Origin of the sequence: Rubritalea spongiae, assembly GCF_042652385.1 — a bacterium.
Lineage (GTDB): Bacteria > Verrucomicrobiota > Verrucomicrobiia > Verrucomicrobiales > Akkermansiaceae > Rubritalea > Rubritalea spongiae.
Window position 1 is genome coordinate 302,024 of sequence record NZ_JBHSJM010000001.1, and the last position, 21,763, is coordinate 323,786.

The window sequence follows — 21,763 nt, forward strand, 5'->3', positions numbered from 1 at the left end:
GTTAAGCTACGTTGTTGGAGTTTTTATTAGATACAGGATTCTGTTTGAATGTCGGAGCTAGTGAAGGTGGAGAAAAACTCTTCGGAGTCACCTTCGGCATAGGAATAATATCAGCACTGAGCTTCTTGCTCTCCTTGTTGAGCCCCATCATAAATGCTGTAATCTCAGACTTGAGACGCATGAACTCGGGGTGATCATTTAATGTGTGCCGATCTCGAGGGCGCTCCATATTCACCTTAAACTCCTCAGACAGCGTCGCGCCAGGCCCCATGGTCAAAGGCACAATGCGGTCAGCCATCAACACAGCCTCGTCGACGTCATTGGTGATCATCACTACAGTTCTCTTATCTTTCTCCCAAATATTAAGAATCTGATCCTGCAATTCGGAACGCGTCAGAGCATCGAGTGCTGAAAGCGGCTCATCGAGAAGGAGCACTTCTGGATCGAGTGAGAGCGTGCGCGCAAGTGAGGCTCGCTGACGCATACCTCCGGACAACTCGTGCGGCTTTTTATCAAAAGCATGGTCGAGTTTTACCATTTTCACGTAGTGCCGTGCGCGCTCCTCGAGATCACTCTTGGAGAGTCGCGGATCCACAGCATTGATCGCAAGTTTCACATTTTCAACCACGCTCAACCAAGGCAGTAAGGAGTAGTTTTGGAACATGAGACCGAGATCCGGACCAGGCTCCTTAATACTCTCACCCTTGAACCGCACCTCACCTGTCGTTGGTTTTTGCAAACCTGCCAGCAAACTCATCAAAGTACTTTTACCAGCCCCCGAAAAACCAATGACAGCCACAAACTCATTTTCTTCGACTTGCAGATTGAGATCCGTAAGCACATCAGTCCTGTTGGATGGCGGCCCAAAACTAACTGAAGCATTATCTATTTCTAAAATTGCCATAATCGTAATTGAGGTAGAAATTTAAACGCTTACTGCCCCGTCGAATGTGACCATTCGTTGGAAGACGATCATGATTCGGTCGAGAATGAGTCCAATGATTCCGACGAGGAATACCACCACCATCATCTTAGCGAGCGAATCAGAAGCACCATTATTGAACTGATCCCAAACAAACTTACCGATACCTTCTGAGGATGAGAGAAGTTCTGCAGCAATCAACACCATCCAGCCGACACCAAGTGAAATGCGCAGACCTGCGAAGATTAATGGAAGCGCAGATGGAATAACGATCTTAAAGAGGCGTGCGAAGAAGCCAAGCTTGAGTACGCGAGCCACATTCATATGATCTTTATCAATCGAAGCCACTCCAAGCGCCGTGTTTGCTAAAGTCGCCCATAGTGAACAGAGTGCTACAGTTACCGCGGACGCAATAAATGCTGGGTTAATTTTATACTCACCAATGATCGGCAAATCCCAAAGGAATTCCATCAGTGGATTGTTGTCTGGATCAGGAATGAGGCCTGAAACAATGATTAAAGCGATTGGAAGCCACACGATCGGTGATACCGGCTTGAAAATCGCAATGAAGGGAGTCATTGCCGCCATGAAGGTCGAGTTGAGACCACAGAGAATTCCGATAGGAACTGCAATTGCTGTGCCGATAATGAACCCTGTAAACACGCAGAAAATGGAACGCTTTACCTGATACCAAATCGTTGCAGGTTTCGCATACTCTGATTCTTCAGCCTTTTTCAATCGTGACTCAGCTTTAGCGATCGAGCGCGCTTTATCATACGCCTCCTTACCTGAAAGCGTGAGAAACTCGGTATTGCTCTCACTAATTTTACCACTCGCCTCTTCAATCTCAATTGCCTTATTGCGATCACTGAGCAACTCGATCTGCTTCTTAAGAAATTGCGCCTCTTCTGCCGCGAGTGTCTGAGCAAGCAATGCATCAGCTACTTTTGGAGACTTCAGGTCGCGAATCTTGCTAATTTCCTTCTTCAGAACACTTAAGTGCTCTTTTTCAGATTCATATTGCTCTTCCGCAGCCTTCACCTCCTCGAGGTAAGCTGTATACGCAGCTTGATTACCTTGAGTTAAAGTATCAGCTTTCGCGATCAGAGCTTCTTTGCGCGCATTTGCAGCCGCCTTATACTCAGCTTTCTTGGCATCGTATTCAGCATCGAGTGGATCGATCAACTTCTTCGTCTTTTCAGTAACAGCCGCCTTAGCCTCATCGACCGCTTGATTAGAAGTGATAACGCGCTTTTCAACTTCTACAAGCTGCGCTCGCGCTTGCTGAAGCATTGTCTCTCGCTCTTCACCAGTGAGCTCATAGGCTTTCATCTTAAGGTTTTCACGCTCAGCTTGCTTATCAATAGCGTTGTATCCAATCCAGGTTTGCGCCGGGTTGGGCAAAGTGCCAGATTTGGTCTGAATCCCCCCTGAGGTGATATGCCAGAGGAAAAGGAAGGCGAGCACTGCTGCAAGCGGTATAAGAATCCATTGCCCAATCTTCTGCATTTGGACTTTAGGTTCTTCACCATAGCAAAGCCTCACTATAGGAGCTAAAAAAGTAAGACCGCTAAGATCGATAGCTTTGAGAAGTGTGTATTTTAATTGTTTTAGGAATTTCATATCATACGTAGAAATAATCTTGGTACACTCTCAGCAGTCGCTAGACCATTGATCATTAGATGCATTCATCTTTCCAGTGAACTCCACTGCTACATCTAATAATAAAGTAAAAAGGCTACCCACTTCTGGGTAGCCTTAATATTACACTATGAATACAGTTTATATGATCACTCTGAATCTTTATTACCTATCTTGTGACTATTGAGATACTTGATTGGCTCTTTACCATTGTACTCAATTCCATCAATAAAGTCGGTCGTTGGCGCCTTAAACCCATCAGTATCCCAAGGAATCTCAGATTTATCGATATTACCCTCTTCAACCAACATCTTGGCCGCCTCTAGGTAAACACTTGGCATGTAAACGCTCTTCGCTGTTTCGAAATACCAATCTTTTGACTTAGGTTCTGAAATTTGCCCCCAGCGACGCATCTGGGTAAGAAACCAAATACCATCAGAATACCATGGATAGGTTGCAAACTCTTTATAGAACACATTGAAATCTGGCATCTCACGCTTGTCAGTCTTCTGAAAGAAGAAGTAACCAGTCATTGAGTTCTTGATAACATCGTAATCAGCACCCACGTAGTTCGAACGAGAAAGAATACGTGCAGCTTCTTCGCGATTCACGAGTTTGCCACTTTCATCTGTTGCATCGAGCCATTTACCAGCACGAATCAAAGCCTTAGTAACCGCGATGTTCGTCTTTGGATTCTCATCAGCCCATGCTTTCGAAACGCCAAACACCTTCTCTGGGTTATTTTTCCAGATATCGTAATTCGTTGTCACAGGAACACCAATCCCCTTTGCAACAGCTTGCTGATTCCAGGGTTCACCGACACAGTAGCCTTGAATATTGCCTGATTCGAGCGTGGCCGGCATCATCGGTGGTGGTGTTACTGATAACTCAACTTGAGCATCGGTGCGTCCTCCCACATCGGACTTGGTATACATCCCTGGATGAATATCTGCCGCAGCAAGCCAGTAGCGTAACTCATAGTTGTGAGTAGATGTTGGGAACACCATACCCATTTGTAACTTTTCACCTTCATCTAACTTTTCCACCACAATCGGCTTTAAAGAATCCGCTGTAATAGGATGCGGCGGTGTGTCTGAGTCTAACTTAGGATCATTTTCCTGCATCTGAGACCAGATGTTATTGGAAACGGTAATACCATTACCATTGAGATCCATGGTGAAGGATGTGACGATGTGCGCCTTGGTGCCAAAACCAATTGTCGCTGCAATCGGTTGACCTGACAACATATGAGCACCATCTAGATCACCTGAAATCACATTATCTAACAAAGTTTTCCAGTTTGGCTGAGCCACTACATCTACTTGTAGTCCCTCATCGTCAAAAAAACCTTTCTCCTTCGCTATAACAATAGGAGCACAGTCAGTCAGCTTGATAAAACCAAACTTCAGTGAGTCTTTTTCTACATCGAGTTGCTCGGCATAAACTACAGGTACTACCATCACGCCTGCGATACTCACAAGCGTACTAATTTTTTTAATGAACGGGTTCGTTTTCATAATTTTGGAACATCTGCCACTCAGCACTACCCGTGCCAAACCAAGCTCCCACAATGATTCAGGATACATCAAAAAAATGAATGCGATTCATTCACTCGAATGGTACGCATTCTGCTTTCTAAGCCATATAAGAGCTCACTAGGCCACCATCTAGAACTCCACATTTTATTTCACACACCCATGAACTTACCTGAAATCAGACAGCTCAAGATCTTCATCGCTCTTGAGGAGACGAGGTCATTCACTGCAGCGGCTAACAAGAACTTTATTACACAGTCAGCGGTATCCCACTCTATAAAGTCACTAGAAAAGCAACTCGACTGCAGCCTTATCGAGCGCATGGGAAAACGCATCACACTTACCCCATACGGAGAAGTTTTTCTCCATCACGCCAAACGTGTGATTGCTGAACTGGAATCTTCACTCACTAAAATTGAAACACTAAAGCATTGGGGCTATTCCTCTATACGTGTAGGTGCCTCTGATACAATCTGCCAATACATCCTCCCTGCCGTCCTCAGAGAGTTTGCTAAAAAGCACCCAAAATGTGAAGTCACTGTCGACCTCGGCGACACTATGGCTATGCAAAAGAAGCTTGCCCACGGACAACTAGATCTCGCTATAGGTATTCACCTAGCTCCAAGCGACAACAACTTCATCTTCACCCCACTCACCGAAGACACCCTCTGCTTTGTCACCTCACCAGATCACGACTGGGTGCAACGTCAAACCAACCGAGGCGGCTCCCTCACCGACGTTCGACTTATCGCCTATGGCGCAGAAAGTGAAACCATGCGCCTGATCACGAAACATTTTAGTGAAAACGTAGTAAAATACCGCCACCCACTCTCGCTCGGAAATATGGAAGCTATTAAAGAAATGACCAAAATCGGTCTCGGAGTTGGCATCATTCCCCCGTGGGTTGCTAAAAAAGAATTCGAAAAAGGTGAACTCATAGCCCACACCATCTCCTCCCCTCCTCCGCGACGCAATTGGGGAGTATTCTCCAATAGCGGAAAAACATTCTCACTTCCTGAGGAAGAATTTATCGGCCTCTGCCGCGATCAAATGGATCAGGCAATTCATACTGGAAAGAAGCTAGAAGAAATCGGAGCTTAATCTTAAAGCAATTCTCCGAATATTTAAGAAGCTCCGCTTGTTATAAGTGGAGCTTTTTTAGTATAATGAACGATCCTAATGTGAATTCAATATAACACTAATAATGAATCTCATTAATATGACAAATTATTTCTACTAACTCCCCACCCTAACATCTTGGCACATCCACTGCTGATCTCCCTGTCGATATGAATAAAAATACATTGTTGCCATTATTGGCGCTCACACAAACAGCAGTCTTTGCAGGTGAAGTCCCAGTCGTTGAACAACCCAAAGAAGATTGGTTTAAATTCTCAGTTGATGCGCGAGCTCGCATTGAGCAACGCAACGTAGGCGGCGGCCCAAATAGCGAAAACTCTTGGGCCGGCACATTCCGCATTCGCCCAGGATTCTACCTTGGTAAAGCAGAAGGCTTTGCTGGTTTTGTCGAAACTGAGCACACACTCGCATTCATAGACGATTACCAAGTAGGCACCCCGCAATCCGCCAACTTCTCCCCTTATGAAGCAAACAATACCGCCATTGGGGACCCAGAAAACAACGAACTCAATCAACTATACGGCCAATACAAAGGACACGGTGCGCTCGCTCGAGTCGGTCGTCAGCGCCTCATCTATGATAATGCCGCATTTATCGGTAATGTCGGTTGGCGCCAAAATGAACAAACGCTCGACGCAGCACACCTGATGTATGGCAATGATGACTTCACTCTCAAGTATGCTTACTCTAATAGAGTGAACCGCATTTTTGGCACAGACGCTCAAGATGCCGTCAAAGCTTTAGAAGGTGACGCACACTTACTTAATGGCGCATATAACTTCGGGGAACACTCCCTACACGGTTATGTGTATCTCATGGACTTTGCCGAGCAGCAATTCGCTCGCGCTAGCAACAATACCTATGGTGGATTCTTTGATTTTGGCCTTAACGGTGGCAAACTCCACACGGAATTCGCCTACCAAACAGAAGCTGGCGAACAAGATGACTATGAATCCGTCTACTACCATGTCTTCTACGGCAGCGAGGTAAACAGTATAAGCTACAACTTCGGAGTTGAACGCCTTGGCGAAAGCTTCGTAACCCCACTCGCTACAGTTCATGCCTTTAACGGATTTGCAGATGTCTTCATCAACGATCGATTGGGCTTGACCGCAACAGGAGCTCAATGGAACGGCCTCACCGACTTTTATGCTTCTGTAGGAACTAAGATCCCAGGCGGCATTGCTCTTAAAGGCTTTGCTCACGGTATGTGGGACGATGAAATGGATCAATTTTACGGCTTCGAACTCGACGCAGTTGCCGTGAAAAGCTTCGCTGAAGACTTCAAAGCAATTGCTAAATACGCATACTACTTTGCAGATGGCGGATCCGACTTTGCTCGCTTCAATGAAGATGTCGCTCAGTTCTCTGTAGAGCTGAATTACAGCTTCTAAAAACTCTTCGTAGTTTAATTATTCAAACACAATTCACCCAGTTGATGAATCCCATTCATTGGCTGGGTGTTTTTGTGGCACGCGACATGCTGAGTACTGGGCAGCAATAAATCATTTTAGCAATAGTTATGAAAGAGAGAATAGTAGTCGTTGGTAACGGCATGGTTGGTTACAAATTCTGTGAACGCCTTGTCGAAAAAGACGTCGATAAAAAATTTCAAATCGTCACATTCTGTGAGGAACCTCGCCCAGCATACGATCGCGTTCACTTGTCCGAGTATTTTGCAGGCAAGACTGCCGAAGACCTCAGCATGACTCATTTCGAGTGGTACGAAGAAAATGGTGTTGAACTTCACATCGGAGATAAAGTTACTCAAATCGACAAAGACGCGAAACGCGTCATCACCTCTTCGGGTAAAGTCGTTGAATACGACAAACTCGTCATGGCCACAGGATCCGCTCCTTTTGTGCCACCAGTTCCAGGTATCGAAAAGAAAGGCGTCTTCGTCTACCGTACTATCGAAGATCTAGATTCCATGAAGGAATACGCGGCAAATGCAAAAACCTGCGCCGTCATCGGTGGTGGCCTTCTAGGTCTAGAAGCAGCTAAAGCAGCGCAAGACCTCGGCCTTCGCACTCACGTCGTGGAGTTTGCTCCACGCCTTATGCCGAGACAGCTCGACGAAGCAGCTGGTGTTCTTCTGAAAGATATCATCGAAGACCGTGGCATTAAGGTTCACCTATCAAAATCAACTTCAAATGTCGCAGGTGATGACTCCGTCAAAGGAATGGAATTTGCCGATGGTTCTGAACTCAATGTCGACATGATCATCGTCTCCGCAGGTATCCGTCCACGTGACGAACTCGCTCGTGATGCAGGCATCACCGTCGGTCCACGTGGTGGTATCGAAGTCGACAGCTACCTACTTACTAGTGATCCAAACATTTTTGCCATTGGCGAATGTGCCCTCTACGAAGGCATGATCTACGGCCTCGTTGCTCCAGGTTACCAAATGGCCGACGCAGTCAGCGATCTTCTCATGGGTACTGAAGCTACCTTCACTGGCGCAGATATGTCCACTAAGCTCAAGCTCATCGGAACCGATGTTGCTAGCTTCGGCGCAATTGAAATCCCAGAAGGCTCAGATGCTCGTGAAATTGTTATTAACGACACCCACAACAAACTCTTTAAAAAGCTCGTCGTCTCTAACGATGGGAAGAAACTTCTCGGCGGCATCCTCGTAGGTGACGCCAGCGCCTATGGTTCCCTCCATCAGATGTACATGAATGACATGGACATCAAGGGTGACCCGATGCAACTCATCCTACCAGCTTCCGATGGTGAACCAGTAGGTGTCGGCGTGGGTGACCTTCCTGATTCTGCACAAATCTGCTCCTGTGAAGCTGTCACCAAGGGGCAAATCTGCAACGCAATTGAAGATGGCTGTACATCTGTCGGAGAAATAAAAGCCTGCACGAAGGCTGGCACCGGTTGTGGTGGCTGTGTGCCGCTGATGACCGACCTATTTAAATCCAAGATGAAGGAGATGGGAGCCGAAGTGAATGACCACCTCTGTGAGCACTTTGAAATGTCACGCCAAGACATGTATCAAATTGTCCGTGCAACCGGCATCCAGAATTTTAATGAGCTTCTGGCCAAGCACGGTAAAGGTATGGGCTGCGAAATTTGTAAACCTGCGGCTGCATCCATTTTCGCCTCTTGCTGGAATGATCCAATTCTAACCAATGCTCACCTTCAAGACACTAACGATGCCTTTCTAGCAAACATCCAGCAGGACGGCACCTACTCTGTCATCCCCCGTATCCCAGGTGGTGAAATCACCCCTGATGGTCTCATCGTGATTGGTGAAGTTGCCAAGAAGTACAATCTTTACATGAAACTCACAGGTGGTCAGCGTATTGATCTTTTGGGAGCTCGCGCTCACCAACTTCCAGCCATCTGGAAAGACCTTATCGATGCTGGTTTCGAATCTGGACACGCCTACGGCAAAGCTCTTCGTACAGTGAAATCCTGTGTTGGCTCTACATGGTGCCGTTTCGGTGTTCAAGACTCCACCACCCTCGCTATCGATATAGAAAAACGTTACCGCGGCATCCGTTCTCCGCATAAGCTGAAGTCAGCAGTTTCTGGTTGTACCCGTGAATGCGCTGAAGCTCGGTCTAAGGATTTTGGTATCATTGCTACAGAAAAAGGCTGGAATCTTTACGTCTGCGGCAATGGTGGTATCACACCACGTCACGCAGACCTCTTCGCGACCGATCTCGATCGCGAAACACTCATCAAGTACATCGACCGATTCCTCATGTACTACATAAAAACAGCGGACAGACTCGAGCGTACTTCCACCTGGATGACCAAACTCGAAGGAGGTCTCGAACACCTCCAAGATGTAGTCATCAATGACTCACTCGGCATCTGTGATGAGCTCGAAGCTCAAATGGCTCACCTCATCGACACCTACGAATGTGAATGGAAAAACGCCATAAACGATCCTGAGAAGATGAAGCGCTTCAAGCACTTCCAGAACTCAGACGATGTCGATGAAACTGTCCAATTTGTAGACCTCCGTGGTCAGATCTGCCCAGCTCGCCTCAATGAGTCTGACGAAAAAGAATCCGACGAACTCGCTAACGCATAAACCCAACAACACTACCAAATTATGATTCAAGAACTCACATGGACAAAAATTGGACCCACTTCTAACTTTCCTGAACATCTAGGAAGTTGTGTAAAAGTTAATGGTACGCAAATCGCCATCTTTAACATACCTACCGAACAAAAATGGTATGCAGTACAGAATTTCAACCCACAAAACCAAAGAATGGTGCTTTCACGTGGACTTACTGGTGATGCAGATGGTGAGCCAATAGTCATCTGCCCACTTCACAAGTACCGCTATTCATTAATCTCCGGCGAATGCCTTACTGATAGCGCCTATAAATTAGACACCTACCCTATTAGGGAGGAAGAAGGTGAGCTCCTTGTTGGAACTCCAGCCTAACTTCGAATTTTCCCTGTTTGCCTAAAGATTCGTCTAGTAGCGTCAGCTGCTAGGCGATTTTTTGTTTATAAAGCTTGATGAATGATTATCTCCAAGATTTCGCTCTAAATATCCCTGTAATTAACCTTTTTCACGGGAGCACTCGCTTGCTGCTTTTTCTGTAGCTGTTCAATCTGATCCCTCAGATGCGCAGCGCGTTCAAACTCTAACTTCCCAGCAGCTTCACGCATCTCTTCCTGTAACTCAGCAATTAGTTCCAAAACATTGTACGTCATCTCATCTTCAGCAACCATGGCCTGATTGAGATTCTTACTTTCTTTCTCCACAGCATAGTGCTCTTGCAGGCTTTTCTGCACGGCGCGTATTACACTCTTAGGAGTAATCCCATGCTCCTTATTATAGGAAATCTGAATTTCTCTTCTGTACTTCGTGATATCTAACAATTGCTGTATCGAGTCCGTAACCTTGTCACAGAACAAGACGCACTCGCCATTCACGTGACGCGCAGCCCTCCCTGCCGTCTGCACCAAACTCGTCTCATTGCGCAAAAAGCCTTCTTTATCTGCATCTAAAATGCACACCAAAGACACCTCAGGTAGATCCAAGCCTTCCCGCAATAAGTTGATCCCGATCAACACATCAAACTCAGCTGCCCGCAAGGCTCGCAAAATTTCCACCCGTTCAATCGCATCAATATCGGCATGTAGGTAACGCGCCTTCAACCCGACCTTTTCCAAGTAATCAGCCAGATCCTCTGCCGTCTTCTTAGTAAGCGTTGTCACTAACACCCGCTCATGTTTCTTCACCCTGTCGTGGCATAGCTCGATCGTTTTATCAATCTGCCCCTCCAAGGGTAAAATAGTTAGAACCGGATCCAACAAACCAGTCGGACGAATAATCTGTTCGGCGATCAAACTCGCCCCACGCGTCCCCACATCAAACTCCTCAACCGTTTCACTAGATGGGCTCGGTGAAACTTGCTTGCGCAGCATCTTAATCGCTTGATTCGCCGACAGTTCACCCCGTTTCCAAGGTACATACGTCTTATTCTCTGGGCGCGAATTCATCATTTCAAATGGGCCAGGTGTCGCTGAAATATAAACCCGCTGTGCCGTCATTTCCATGAATTCATTAAAACGAAGCGGACGGTTATCGAGTGCACTCGGCAACCTAAACCCATGATTCACCAACACTGTCTTACGGCTCTTATCACCCTCAAACATTCCTCCCACTTGCGGAATCGTCGCGTGACTCTCATCGACTAACAACAAATAATCTTCGGGGAAGAAATCCAATAAAGTATAAGGCCTAGCACCCTTTTCCCTGCCAGTAATGTGACGTGAGTAATTCTCAATTCCTTGGCAGAACCCCATCTCCTGCATCATCTCGATGTCATACTCGGTTCGCATGCGAATACGTTGCGCTTCGATCAATTTCCCCTCCGCTTCAAACGCCTCGACCGTTGCCTTCATTTCCTTGCGAATCTCTTGAATCGCCTTCTTCAGCTTCGGACTAGAAGTCACGAATTGCTTCGCTGGATAAAAAAGATAATGTGGCATCGAACAACGCTTCTTGCCACTCGTCGCATCGACTTCAGAAATACGATCAACCTCATCGCCAAAAAATTCCACACGAATCGCCGTGTCCTCTAAATAGGCTGGCCGCACCTCCACCACATCGCCCCTCACTCTAAAATGACCACGCTGAAATGCCACGTCATTGCGTTCGAATAAAAGTTCCACTAACTTTTCCAAAAAAGCATCACGTCCAAGCTCCATGCCTTCCTGAATCGTCAGCATCATTTCCTTATAGTCGTCTGGCGACCCCAAACCGTAAATGCAACTCACCGATGCGATCACGATCACATCATCACGCGTCAGCAAGCTCCCCATCGTGCTCAAGCGCAGCCGCTCGATCTCGTCATTCACCGCCGAGTCTTTTTCGATATAAGTATCCGATGCCGGAATGTAGGCCTCAGGTTGATAGTAATCGAAGTAAGACACGAAGTACTCAACCGCATTGTTGGGGAAAAAGGTTTTGAACTCCGAGTAAAGCTGAGCCGCCAAGGTCTTGTTATGACTCATGATCAAAGTCGGCTTACCCACCTCTTTGATGATGTTCGCCATCGTAAATGTCTTTCCCGAACCAGTCACCCCGAGCACTGACTGATGCCTATTCCCAGCGCGCAAGGATTTGACCATTTTATCAATTGCTTGCTGCTGATCACCTTGCGGCGTATAATCACTGGCTAAATCAAACATCTCCCCACCAGACTAACGCAGTTCTTAGAATCGGCAATCCTGCCTATGAAGAAAAACAATCCCCATCGCCTTCACTCTGAAACGACGATTTTTGTTTTAAATCACTTTCTTTTTCCAACTACCTGCCCAATGGTTTCCCTATCAAAAGTATGAGCGCACTCACTTTCAGTCCTATCGAAGAAATTATCGAAGACATCGCCGCTGGTAAGATCATTATCTGTGCCGATGACCCAACCCGTGAAAATGAGGCCGACCTCATTTGCGCTGGTTCGCTAGTCACAAAAGAAGTAGTCGCGTTCATGGCGACTCACGGTCGCGGCCTCATCTGCGCACCAATTTCTGAAGATCAAGCGGAACAACTCGATCTCCCTCAAATGAGTCGACGCAACACCGAAGCACTTAAAACTGCATTCACCGTTTCTGTCGATGCAGCTCAAGGCATCACCACCGGCATCTCCGCCGCTGATCGAGCTGCAGCTCTAAAAATCCTAGCTGATCCTAACAGCACTCCTGAAATGCTGGTCAAGCCAGGTCACGTTTTCCCATTGGCTGCTGTCAAAGGTGGAGTTCTCCGCAGAACCGGTCATACCGAAGCCGCAGTCGACCTCGCGCGCCTCGCTGGACTAGAACCAGCCGGTGTCATCTGTGAAATCATGAACGAAGATGGTGACATGGCACGCGTTGGCAACCTTGGTGAATACCAGCAGCAACATGGGCTCAAAGCCTGCACCATTGCTCAGCTTGTCGAATATCGCCGTAAATCAGAGAAGCTAGTTCACTGCACCGAGGTTATTAAGCTGCCAACCGACTTCGGTGAATTTGATTGCCACCTCTACGAAATCGATACCGACGACTCACACCACTTAGCGCTCGTTAAAGGTGAAATTGATTCTTCTAAGCCAGTCATAGTTCGCGTTCACTCTGAGTGCCTTACTGGCGACGTATTCATGTCGCGTCGCTGCGATTGCGGTGGGCAGCTCCACCAAGCGCTCGAACACATTTCTAATGAAGGCGGTGTCCTGCTCTACCTTCGCCAAGAAGGTCGCGGCATCGGACTTCCCGCAAAAATCCATGCCTACAAACTTCAAGAGCAAGGTTACGATACCGTCGAAGCCAACGAGAAACTCGGATACGGCGCAGACCTTCGCGATTACGGCATGGGTGCACAAATTCTTCACGACCTCGGCGTACGCCAAATTCGTCTTCTTACGAACAACCCCAAAAAAATGGTCGGACTCCAAGGCTATGGACTCGAAATCGTCGAGCAACTTCCTATTCGCCAATGCTCAAACGAGCACAACGAAAAGTATCTCCAAACTAAAAAAGACCGCATGGACCACATGCTTTAATTTTTCATTTAACTAAAATCGATTAACTGAACCGTGCCTAAAAAAGCCAAACCAGCGTGGGAGAAACCCATGCCAAAATCCCAGTTCGACTTCATGCGTGAAGTCCTCGCCGCCCCATCACCCATCGGACTCGAAGCCTCGATGTCCTACGGCATTCTCAAGCCAGCCTTTGAGAAATTCATTCCAAAAGACTGGGCAATCCACCAATTTAAAGGAAATGCAGGCCTCGTCGTCGACACCCATCCGGGCTGCGATGACATGACCAGCGTAATGATCATCGGCCACGCTGATAAGATTCGTCTTCAGGTCCGCAAGATCGATTCCGATGGAAAAATCTGGGTCAACTCCGACTCATTCCTCCCCTGCACCTTGATTGGCCACGAAGTCACTCTCTTCTGCCAGAACCCAAAACAACCGAGCGAATACCGCAGCATCGAAGGAGGCACCATCGAAGCTCTCGGCGCCATTCACTTCTCCGAACCATCACAGCGCACCGGCCAAAAAGGTTTGAAGCCAGAGATGATTTACCTCGAACTACAAATGTATGGCGAGGATCCAAAAAAGAAAATCGAAGAACTCGGCATTCGCGCCGGTGACCCGATTATACTCAAGCGCCCTATCAAGAAAGGTTTCTCAGAAAACTCATTCTATGGCGCCTATCTCGACAATGGGCTCGGCTGTTTCGTGGTGACTGAAATCGCAAAGATTCTTGCGAAATCAGCTCTGAAAAATATCCGCGTTCTCTACACCATCGCAACCCACGAAGAAATTGGTCGCTTCGGTGCCACTGCCATCGCAGGCGAAATGCATCCAGACATCCTGATCGGTTCAGATGTCAACCATGACTACGATGCAGCCCCAGGAATTGGTTCAAAACGCATGAACTCACTCGCCATGAGTAAAGGTTTCACCATTACTAAAGGAGCCGTCACCAGTGAACACCTCAACACCATCATTGAAGAGGCATGCATGAAAGAAGGTATCCCTTACCAAATGGACTTCGCTGGTCGTGACACAGGAACCGACGCCATGGCAGCTGCCCTCGCTGGCTTTGATTGCGCAGCAACCTCTATCGGCTTCCCAATCCGTAACATGCACACCATTTCCGAAACTGGTCACACCGGTGACGTTCTAGCAGCGATCCACGGCATGGTAGCCACCCTTCGTTCGATGGATAAAATGAATAAAGGTAAAGGCCTCAACCGTGACGACCTCAAAAACGGTCATCCAAGACTCGATCAAGCTAAAACACTCTAAAGCAGTTTTTAAACACATCTTTTCAAAAGGGTGCCATCTCGGCGCCCTTTTTTGTTTCCCGCAACTCACCAGCAACAGCTGTAATATCCATTGGAGCAGTGTGTGACAAAACTTCACGTCAAAATGACTCACAGTGAGTCAATATATCCAAATGTTGAGTGATTTCACCACATTCTCAATGTTGCAAAAAACACTTCTAAACACTTATAGTAAAGTAAATATACATAAAAAACACCCATTGGCACACAAGCTGCAATTATGGATACAACCATAACAAAAAGAAAAATACTATGAGAACATTTTCACCCAATACCACACGCAGCCTGCTTGACGAATTTAACACCTTATTCGACAGCGCACTGCGTCCACAAGCAAGTCACCAGCTCTTTTCAACTGACTCAGGCTGGCTTATCCGCATCGACCTTCCAGGTTTCGACAAAGAAGACATCAGCCTCAATTATGAAGACAAATCACTCATCTTAAAAGCCGAGCAAAGTGCCGAGCAAGAACCTCAGCGCCCAGCTCTCTCACGTCGCTACGCACTAGGCGAAGAAGTCGACGTCGACAGCATCACGGCCAAGCTAGAACTCGGCGTACTCGATATCACCCTTCCTAAAAAAGAAGAGCAGGAAGAAAGCGTGAAAACTATCGAGATTCAATAACACCAAGATAGAAAGACCATTTACCATGACAAACACAGCTGAAATTTCCAAAGGATACACCCAAGCCCCTAAATACAGCACCATCACCCACGACGAAGGAGTACATATCCACATTGATTTACCTGGTGTGGCAAAAGAAGCCGTATCCATCACTTCTGAAAAGCAACAACTCAAAATCGTTGCCAAGCGTGAGAACGCTCAAGAAGAATCGTGGAGTTTGCTGAACCAAGTAGAGCGCCCAAGCAACTATGAGCTCGCGCTCAACGTCCACAGCGATCTCGATCTTGCCACCACCAGCGCACAGCTCAATAAAGGCGTTCTTAAAGTCAGCATCCTTAAACGAGAGGACAGCTTGCCTAAAAAAATCAACATCGCTGACTAGGTCGTGTGGTGAAGCAATTTGCCCACATGGCCTAAGCGACACCCACTCAATTTCAACATATCATTTTCATTGTGTAGATAGTAGGTCTCCCATGCCCTCTCGGGGGTGTGGGAGTTTTTCTTTTTCATAAAAGCTAAAATGAGTTGCCACTTGTCACTCGCGCGCTAAAAAGCGCTCCCCCCCCTCGCATGTGTAAATGACACATCAGTAGACCCACCTTACACAGTGAAGTGCCATCCTTTGAACACTTTGCTCATAACTTAATAGAAACGAATCCATGGACACCGTAGAAGATTTCACAAAAGTAGAATCGATTTTCATCCGCGAACGCAACGCGCTGATGGTACGTGGTCAATTTGCGCCGGTTTACACCGACTACTACATCCATCTCATGGATTCCAAACTGCGCCATAAGGAACAGCTCGACACCATTCTCAAGGAGCAACTCGCATTCCTGACACTCCACCTCGTCGCACGCCCGTGGGCTGAAACCATTGCCTGGACTGTCAATCTACGCGCACCACGTGTGAATTTTTTCGTCACTGGAAACTCGATTCACGAAAGTATCACTGGCCACCTTTTTACCGAAGGTGTGAGAGAAGCCGACCGCAATCTGCTCTACAGCCAGACTGTGGTCGAAGGCAAGGAAGCCCGACGATCCACCATCGAGCTCGAGGACAACGATCCTAAACACTGGATTGAAAGCTATTACGCTCAAAGTGAACAACGCCCTGCGCGCGCCTTCCGTCTCCCCGATGAAAACTTCGTGCTCATCGCTGCTCAACCAGACTGCGACCTCGAATGGCTTGAAAACCTCAGCGACAAAGACGTCGAAAAGATCATGGACGTGGAACAAACCAAAGTACTAGAAACACGAAAGTTTCGCTTCCACTGTGGTTGTTCCCCAGAAAAGTTCCTTCCTTCGCTTGCTCAATACAAAGACAAACCTGAAGAACTCTTTCAAGACGACGACGCACTCGAGATCACCTGCCCCCGCTGTGGCGGCAAGCATATCATCACCCCTGATATGCTCTAACACAGAGTCCTGCTCAGTGTTATTTGAAATTGGCAACATTCAGTTTTTAGCCTGAGTGGCTTGCTACGTATCGGATAGATGTTAGAAACCAATCTAACTGCTCCACTTTTCAATTACTCAACTTTCTATTTAAAAATGTCTACACACGACACATTCACTCAATACGTACTTCCTACTTATGGAAGATTCCCCATCGTTCCTGAAAAAGCTAAAGGCTCCTACCTCTGGGATGACCAAGGCAAAAAGTATCTCGATTTCTGTACCGGAATCGCAGTTTGCTCGATTGGCCATTGCCACCCAAAACTTGTTTCCGCCATTCAAGACCAAGCAGCCAAGCTCATGCATTGCTCGAATCTATACGAGATTCCACAACAAGCCGAGCTCGCCAAAACCATCGTCGAAGACTTCGTCCAAACACCTGGCAAAGTCTTCTTCTCCAACTCAGGCGCAGAAGCCAATGAAGGTCTCATCAAACTCGCGAGAAAATTTGGCAATGCCAAGCCAGCGTCCAACGGCACACCGAGACACGAAGTCATCACCTTCAGAAATTCCTTCCACGGCAGAACCATGGGAACACTCACTGCCACAGGACAAGACTCTATTCAAAACGGCTTCGCCCCGATTCTTCCGGGAATCAACTACGCGATCTACAATGACCTCGATTCAGTCAAAGCTCAGATCACAGACAAAACTGCCGCTATTTTACTCGAACCCATCCAGGGAGAAGGTGGGATCTTTGCTGCAACTAAAGAATTCCTCAATGGGCTACAAGCCCTCTGTATCGACCACGACTTGCTTCTCATGCTCGACGAAGTCCAAGCCGGCTTCGGCAGACTCGGTCACGACATGGCATGGAGAGCTATTGCCCCCAATGTGAAGCCAGATGCAATCTCATGGGCAAAAGGCATGGGCGGAGGATTCCCCATCGGTGCCTTCTGGGTCAGCGATAGAGAAATTTCAAATGGCGTCACACTCAGCAGCCAACTCGGCCCTAGGACGCACGGCTCCACCTATGGCGGTAATCCACTCGGCTGCGCAGCCTCACTCGCCGTCCTAGCAGAAATCAAAAACTCCAAGCTCAACGACAACGTCCTCGCCAGAGAACAACAAATCAAAGAGGCCGTCGCCGAGTGGAACCACCCAGCAATCGCTGAATTCAGGGGCAAAGGCCTGATGTTAGGCTTCGCCCTTAACGCAGATACCATGACCACAGCCGAAGGCGTCACCCCCGCCCTAGCCCTCGTGCTCAAGCTGACCGAAAAAGGCCTCCTCACCGTCCCAGCCGGTGCCGAGACCCTCAGGTGGCTCCCCGCCCTCAACGTCACCGAAGCCGAAGTCGCCCAAGCTCTCGACCTCCTCAAACAAGCCCTCGACGAGCTCACCGCGTAACTTCTCTAGTTTATAATATTCAAATCACCCAAGCGCCTCAGCAGCACCATCTGCTCGAGGCGTTTTTTAGATTAAAGCCGAAACCTATTGCTCGTGACGCCCTCGGCTTGCATTTCTAGCAGATCTCCCTCAGCTTCGTAGAGCATATGGCAGGCCCTTCGCTCACCACTGGTCCACTTCCAGGACACATTCGCCGCATCGCTCTCCCCATGAGTGTTGGCTATTTCTTTAACACCATGTACAATGTGGTGGATTCTTTCTACGCGGGGCGCATCTCTACCGAGGCACTCGCCGCCATGGCGCTCTCTTTCCCCGTCTTCTTCATCATCATCGCCATCAGCGGCGGCCTCTCGCGTGGTTCTTCGGCATTGATTGCCAACGCGATTGGTTCAAAAGACAAAGAATCCGAGGTCGCGCTGTCCGCCCAAATTTTCTCCCTTGCCTGCATCAGCGCTGCCGTTGTGGCCGCCATTGGATTGAGCTTCTCCAGCCCCTTATTCCAGCTACTCGGCGCATCAGGAAATTACCTAGAACTTGCCACCCAGTACATCCGTCCGCTGTTCAGCGGCAGCTTGTTCTTCATGCTCTGTAGTATGATGAATGCGATCTTGCTAGCCCACGGCGATAGCAAAACCTACAGCCGCGTGCTGATTGTCGGTTTCTTTGCGAACCTCATTCTCGACCCGTGGTTCCTCTACGGAGGCTTTGGTCTTCCAGCTATGGGCATTCGTGGTATTGCCTGGGCCACCGTCTGTATCCAAGCACTCAGTGCCCTCTTCCTTTGTGCTGTGGTGGTCAAGCGCGGCCACGTCACCCTCCATTGCTTCCACCACCTGCTACCCAAGTGGAGCATATACACGCAGATTCTGCGCCAAGGTATTCCCACCGCATTCAACCTAATGTCGGTCGCCCTCGGCTTTTTTGTCACCACCTACTTCCTCAAATACTTTGATCACGCCGCAGTCGCAGCTTTCGGGGTTGGCACTCGTATCGAACAAATCGCCCTCCTCCCAGCGATCGGCATCGGTTCCGCCATTGTCTCGATTGTCGGACAAAACAATGGCGCAGGAGAACTCGAGCGAGTACACGACTGCGTCCGCCTCTGTTTGAAATACGGCCTCTACCTCATTATCACTGCCTCCCTATTACTCTTCGTTTGCGCAGAGCCACTAGTCTCACTATTCACTGAAGATCCGATCGTCAAAGGACTTGGAAAACAATACGTCCGCATCGTCGCCTGTATCCAATGGGCCTATGTGATCGGGTTTGTTTACATTGGTTTCCTACAGGCCATGAAACGCCCCATGTACGGCTTCATCGAAGCAGTCATCCGCAAACTCCTCCTACCCCTTATCGTCTTCAGCATCGCCGTCTACCACTTCGACATCCACCTTACCGGCTTCTGGATCTCCATGTGCGCCATTAACGTCGTCATGGCCTGCGTGACCATCACCTATGCAGAAAACGTGCTGAGGAAGTTGCGGTAGCTTCACCAACCGAACGAGACTCCTCAGCACCAGTGAAACCAGCCCAACAGGCTACGCCAGGCTTCATCGCCGCGCTTGGCCAGATAGTGACTAAGACCTATTAATACAGCGAGAAAGACGATCAGGGTTAATGGGCCTGATTCGAAGATCCACTTATAAATGGAAAAGAAGCTGAGCATACCAAAAACAAGGAAGGCACATACGAAGCGGATCCAGTATTCAGATCTATCCATCGGTGCCCCACTCATCTCACGAATCTCCTAAATCAAGCTCTTGATTCTTAGGAGCACGTACTACGCGATCGACGGCGTGTTTGGTCACGAGGTTTCCTCTTACCCCTCTCCCCTTCACTGCAATGTCCTCAAACTTGAATGGACGAGAAAGGTTTCGGAGGCGAAGTTGCGCCTTAAGATGCACAAGCACCATATTGTCGTTAGATTCCGCTTCCGTGTCGTGCACCGCAAAGTAGAGAATGCGGGTCCCCTTGGTTTCAGTTGCTAGGTCGTATTCTTTATCGCGCGTCACGCCGCCAATCTTGAAACGTTTTGCACGTACAGGTCCATCACGGCCCTCACGATAGATCAGTGAATATATCTTCTCTTCATCTTTGCGGAAAACAGCAATGTGCTGTGGGCGCTTACCTACGAAAAGCTTCTCAGCAATTTTCATCACCTTCATCTTCCCGTCAGTTCCAATCACGATGATGTCATCGAGCTCAGAACATTTTTCTAGAGCCTCCTCTTTCTTCAAGCCAAAGCCCGCAAACCCATTCTTGCGGTCGATGTAGAGGGTTTCATTGGCGACAACCACTTGCGTGCGATCTACTTTTTCAAAACTAGAAATCACGGTCTTGCGCTCACGCCCTTTGCCGTATTTCTTCTGAAGGTTCTTGAAATAAGAAATCGTATAACGCGTGAGGTTGCGAAGATTCTTTTCAACTTCATCAATACTCTCCTCAAGCGCTCTCAGTGCTTCATCTGCCTTCGCGCTATCGAATTTCGTCATGCGCAAGAATGGCAGCTTAGAAAGCTTCACGATGTCATCCTCGACCACCTCGCGCTGGAGCAATTTCTTAAACGGGGTCAGCCCCTTATCGATCACAGAAATCACCTCTTCCATGCTCGAACACTCCTTCATCTTAAGATAAATTTCATTTTCAATGAAGATCTTCTCGAGCGAGCTAAAGTGCCACTTATCATTCAGCTCGCCGAGGCGGATCTCTAACTCTTGTTGAAGAAGATCTTTTGTATGGAAAGCGCTGTACTTGAGAATGTCATTCACTCCCATAAACCTCGGTTTCCCATCGATAATCACACAACTGTTAGGAGAGATGCTCACTTCGCAATCCGTGAAAGCGTAGAGCGCGTCGCGTGCGATTTCAGGCTCTATACCCGCAGGAAGATGCACCAAAATCTCAGCATTAGCAGCGGTGTTATCCACCACCTTTGCAATCTTAATTTTCCCCTTTTCATTCGCTGCGACAATATTGTCCATCAAGCCACCAGTTGTCGTGCCAAAGGGGATTTCTGTAATGCGCAATAGCTTTTTACTGTCGATTTCAATCTGCGCGCGCACTCGCACCTTGCCACCGCGCAAACCTTCGCGGTAATCGCTAGCATCCATGATACCTGCAGTTTGAAAATCAGGTAAAATGTTAACATCTTCTTTGCGCAAAGCCGCAATACACGCTTCGATTAACTCATTGAAATTGTGCGGTAGAATCTTACACGCCAAACCGACGGCAATACCTTCCACCCCCTGCGCTAACAAGAGCGGAAATTTTACAGGAAGACAGACAGGCTCTTGATTTCGGCCATCGTAACTAGGCGTCCAGACCGTCGTTTTAGGGTTAAAAGTGATATCTTTAGCAAAGGATGTAAGCCGAGCTTCGATGTATCGAGGCGCGGCAGCTCGATCACCAGTAAGGACGTTCCCCCAGTTTCCTTGCGTATCAATGAGTAGATCCTTTTGACCAAGCCCCACCATAGCATCACCAATCGAGGCATCACCATGTGGGTGGTACTTCATGGTGTTCCCCACTACATTAGCCACCTTATTGTATCGGCCATCATCGAGTTCATTGAGCGAGTGAAGAATCCTCCTCTGTACAGGCTTCAAACCATCTTCCACATACGGCACGGCTCGCTCCAAGATCACGTAACTCGCGTAATCGAGGAAATAGTCCGAATACATGTCCCGCAAACTAGCTTCTGGTAATTCTTCGTGGCTCATAAATACTTAAGATAGTTTAATCTCACCAAGCGCAGCCCCAGCGTCAAGGGGAT

General features: G+C 48.0%; 16 protein-coding genes. 11 read left to right on the plus strand and 5 right to left on the minus strand.

Going from position 1 to position 21,763, the window contains the following annotated elements; translation table 11 throughout:
* Window position 1: 1 nt before the first annotated feature.
* The 3 genes from ACFPK9_RS01625 to ACFPK9_RS01635 all read right to left on the minus strand — a co-directional run bounded on the left by ACFPK9_RS01625 (window position 2) and on the right by ACFPK9_RS01635 (window position 4,023).
* Window positions 2–904, minus strand: a complete 903-nt coding sequence (locus tag ACFPK9_RS01625; RefSeq protein WP_377092780.1) for an ABC transporter ATP-binding protein — start codon at window positions 902–904, stop codon at window positions 2–4.
* A 21-nt stretch (window positions 905–925) separates the two neighbouring features.
* Complete coding sequence (locus ACFPK9_RS01630) at window positions 926–2,545, minus strand: ABC transporter permease (RefSeq protein ID WP_377092781.1); 1,620 nt, start codon at window positions 2,543–2,545, stop codon at window positions 926–928.
* 167 nt (window positions 2,546–2,712) lie between these two features.
* Entirely contained in the window at window positions 2,713–4,023 is a 1,311-nt protein-coding gene (locus tag ACFPK9_RS01635) for a CmpA/NrtA family ABC transporter substrate-binding protein (protein WP_377096528.1), read from the minus strand.
* Between the two features lie 237 nt (window positions 4,024–4,260).
* On the opposite strand from ACFPK9_RS01635, the gene ACFPK9_RS01640 reads away from it, so the two are divergent.
* The 4 genes from ACFPK9_RS01640 to nirD all read left to right on the plus strand — a co-directional run bounded on the left by ACFPK9_RS01640 (window position 4,261) and on the right by nirD (window position 9,655).
* On the plus strand, window positions 4,261–5,199 hold the full coding sequence (locus ACFPK9_RS01640) for a LysR family transcriptional regulator (protein ID WP_377092782.1): 939 nt from the start codon (window positions 4,261–4,263) through the stop codon (window positions 5,197–5,199).
* A gap of 188 nt (window positions 5,200–5,387) precedes the next feature.
* On the plus strand, window positions 5,388–6,632 hold the full coding sequence (locus ACFPK9_RS01645) for a hypothetical protein (RefSeq protein WP_377092784.1): 1,245 nt from the start codon (window positions 5,388–5,390) through the stop codon (window positions 6,630–6,632).
* 128 nt (window positions 6,633–6,760) lie between these two features.
* Window positions 6,761–9,292, plus strand: a complete 2,532-nt coding sequence (nirB, locus tag ACFPK9_RS01650) for a nitrite reductase large subunit NirB (protein ID WP_377092785.1) — start codon at window positions 6,761–6,763, stop codon at window positions 9,290–9,292.
* A gap of 21 nt (window positions 9,293–9,313) precedes the next feature.
* The gene (nirD, locus tag ACFPK9_RS01655; protein ID WP_377092787.1) at window positions 9,314–9,655 is read left to right on the plus strand and encodes a nitrite reductase small subunit NirD; all 342 of its coding nucleotides are present in this window, start codon (window positions 9,314–9,316) and stop codon (window positions 9,653–9,655) included.
* 104 nt (window positions 9,656–9,759) lie between these two features.
* Here the strand turns inward: nirD and uvrB are convergent, their stop codons facing one another.
* Entirely contained in the window at window positions 9,760–11,916 is a 2,157-nt protein-coding gene (gene uvrB / locus ACFPK9_RS01660; RefSeq protein ID WP_377092789.1) for an excinuclease ABC subunit UvrB, read from the minus strand.
* 149 nt (window positions 11,917–12,065) lie between these two features.
* On the opposite strand from uvrB, the gene ACFPK9_RS01665 reads away from it, so the two are divergent.
* From ACFPK9_RS01665 to ACFPK9_RS01695, 7 genes are all read left to right on the plus strand, one after another.
* Window positions 12,066–13,265 (plus strand): bifunctional 3,4-dihydroxy-2-butanone-4-phosphate synthase/GTP cyclohydrolase II, encoded by a 1,200-nt coding sequence (locus ACFPK9_RS01665; RefSeq protein WP_377092790.1) that lies wholly within the window; start codon window positions 12,066–12,068, stop codon window positions 13,263–13,265.
* 69 nt (window positions 13,266–13,334) lie between these two features.
* Complete coding sequence (locus tag ACFPK9_RS01670) at window positions 13,335–14,522, plus strand: peptidase M42 (protein ID WP_377092791.1); 1,188 nt, start codon at window positions 13,335–13,337, stop codon at window positions 14,520–14,522.
* A 290-nt stretch (window positions 14,523–14,812) separates the two neighbouring features.
* Entirely contained in the window at window positions 14,813–15,184 is a 372-nt protein-coding gene (locus tag ACFPK9_RS01675; RefSeq protein ID WP_377092792.1) for an Hsp20/alpha crystallin family protein, read from the plus strand.
* Between the two features lie 25 nt (window positions 15,185–15,209).
* On the plus strand, window positions 15,210–15,566 hold the full coding sequence (locus ACFPK9_RS01680; protein WP_377092794.1) for an Hsp20/alpha crystallin family protein: 357 nt from the start codon (window positions 15,210–15,212) through the stop codon (window positions 15,564–15,566).
* A 277-nt stretch (window positions 15,567–15,843) separates the two neighbouring features.
* Window positions 15,844–16,602: an Hsp33 family molecular chaperone HslO gene (locus tag ACFPK9_RS01685; RefSeq protein WP_377092795.1), complete on the plus strand. Its 759-nt coding sequence runs from the start codon at window positions 15,844–15,846 to the stop codon at window positions 16,600–16,602.
* Window positions 16,603–16,737: 135 nt separating this feature from the next.
* On the plus strand, window positions 16,738–17,991 hold the full coding sequence (locus ACFPK9_RS01690; protein ID WP_377092797.1) for an aspartate aminotransferase family protein: 1,254 nt from the start codon (window positions 16,738–16,740) through the stop codon (window positions 17,989–17,991).
* 146 nt (window positions 17,992–18,137) lie between these two features.
* Complete coding sequence (locus ACFPK9_RS01695; RefSeq protein ID WP_377092798.1) at window positions 18,138–19,478, plus strand: MATE family efflux transporter; 1,341 nt, start codon at window positions 18,138–18,140, stop codon at window positions 19,476–19,478.
* Window positions 19,479–19,727: 249 nt separating this feature from the next.
* Here ACFPK9_RS01695 and ACFPK9_RS01700 read toward each other — a convergent pair whose 3' ends face one another.
* Entirely contained in the window at window positions 19,728–21,710 is a 1,983-nt protein-coding gene (locus ACFPK9_RS01700) for a DNA gyrase/topoisomerase IV subunit A (RefSeq protein ID WP_377092799.1), read from the minus strand.
* Between the last annotated feature and the right edge of the window lie 53 nt (window positions 21,711–21,763).

Coding starts and splice junctions, on each gene's coding strand:
- ACFPK9_RS01625 (WP_377092780.1), bottom strand. CDS start 904: ATGGCAATTTTAGAAATAGATAATGCTTCAGTTAGTTTTGGGCCGCCA.
- ACFPK9_RS01630 (WP_377092781.1), bottom strand. CDS start 2,545: ATGAAATTCCTAAAACAATTAAAATACACACTTCTCAAAGCTATCGAT.
- ACFPK9_RS01635 (WP_377096528.1), bottom strand. CDS start 4,023: ATGGTAGTACCTGTAGTTTATGCCGAGCAACTCGATGTAGAAAAAGAC.
- ACFPK9_RS01640 (WP_377092782.1), top strand. CDS start 4,261: ATGAACTTACCTGAAATCAGACAGCTCAAGATCTTCATCGCTCTTGAG.
- ACFPK9_RS01645 (WP_377092784.1), top strand. CDS start 5,388: ATGAATAAAAATACATTGTTGCCATTATTGGCGCTCACACAAACAGCA.
- nirB (WP_377092785.1), top strand. CDS start 6,761: ATGAAAGAGAGAATAGTAGTCGTTGGTAACGGCATGGTTGGTTACAAA.
- nirD (WP_377092787.1), top strand. CDS start 9,314: ATGATTCAAGAACTCACATGGACAAAAATTGGACCCACTTCTAACTTT.
- uvrB (WP_377092789.1), bottom strand. CDS start 11,916: ATGTTTGATTTAGCCAGTGATTATACGCCGCAAGGTGATCAGCAGCAA.
- ACFPK9_RS01665 (WP_377092790.1), top strand. CDS start 12,066: ATGAGCGCACTCACTTTCAGTCCTATCGAAGAAATTATCGAAGACATC.
- ACFPK9_RS01670 (WP_377092791.1), top strand. CDS start 13,335: ATGCCAAAATCCCAGTTCGACTTCATGCGTGAAGTCCTCGCCGCCCCA.
- ACFPK9_RS01675 (WP_377092792.1), top strand. CDS start 14,813: ATGAGAACATTTTCACCCAATACCACACGCAGCCTGCTTGACGAATTT.
- ACFPK9_RS01680 (WP_377092794.1), top strand. CDS start 15,210: ATGACAAACACAGCTGAAATTTCCAAAGGATACACCCAAGCCCCTAAA.
- ACFPK9_RS01685 (WP_377092795.1), top strand. CDS start 15,844: ATGGACACCGTAGAAGATTTCACAAAAGTAGAATCGATTTTCATCCGC.
- ACFPK9_RS01690 (WP_377092797.1), top strand. CDS start 16,738: ATGTCTACACACGACACATTCACTCAATACGTACTTCCTACTTATGGA.
- ACFPK9_RS01695 (WP_377092798.1), top strand. CDS start 18,138: ATGGCAGGCCCTTCGCTCACCACTGGTCCACTTCCAGGACACATTCGC.
- ACFPK9_RS01700 (WP_377092799.1), bottom strand. CDS start 21,710: ATGAGCCACGAAGAATTACCAGAAGCTAGTTTGCGGGACATGTATTCG.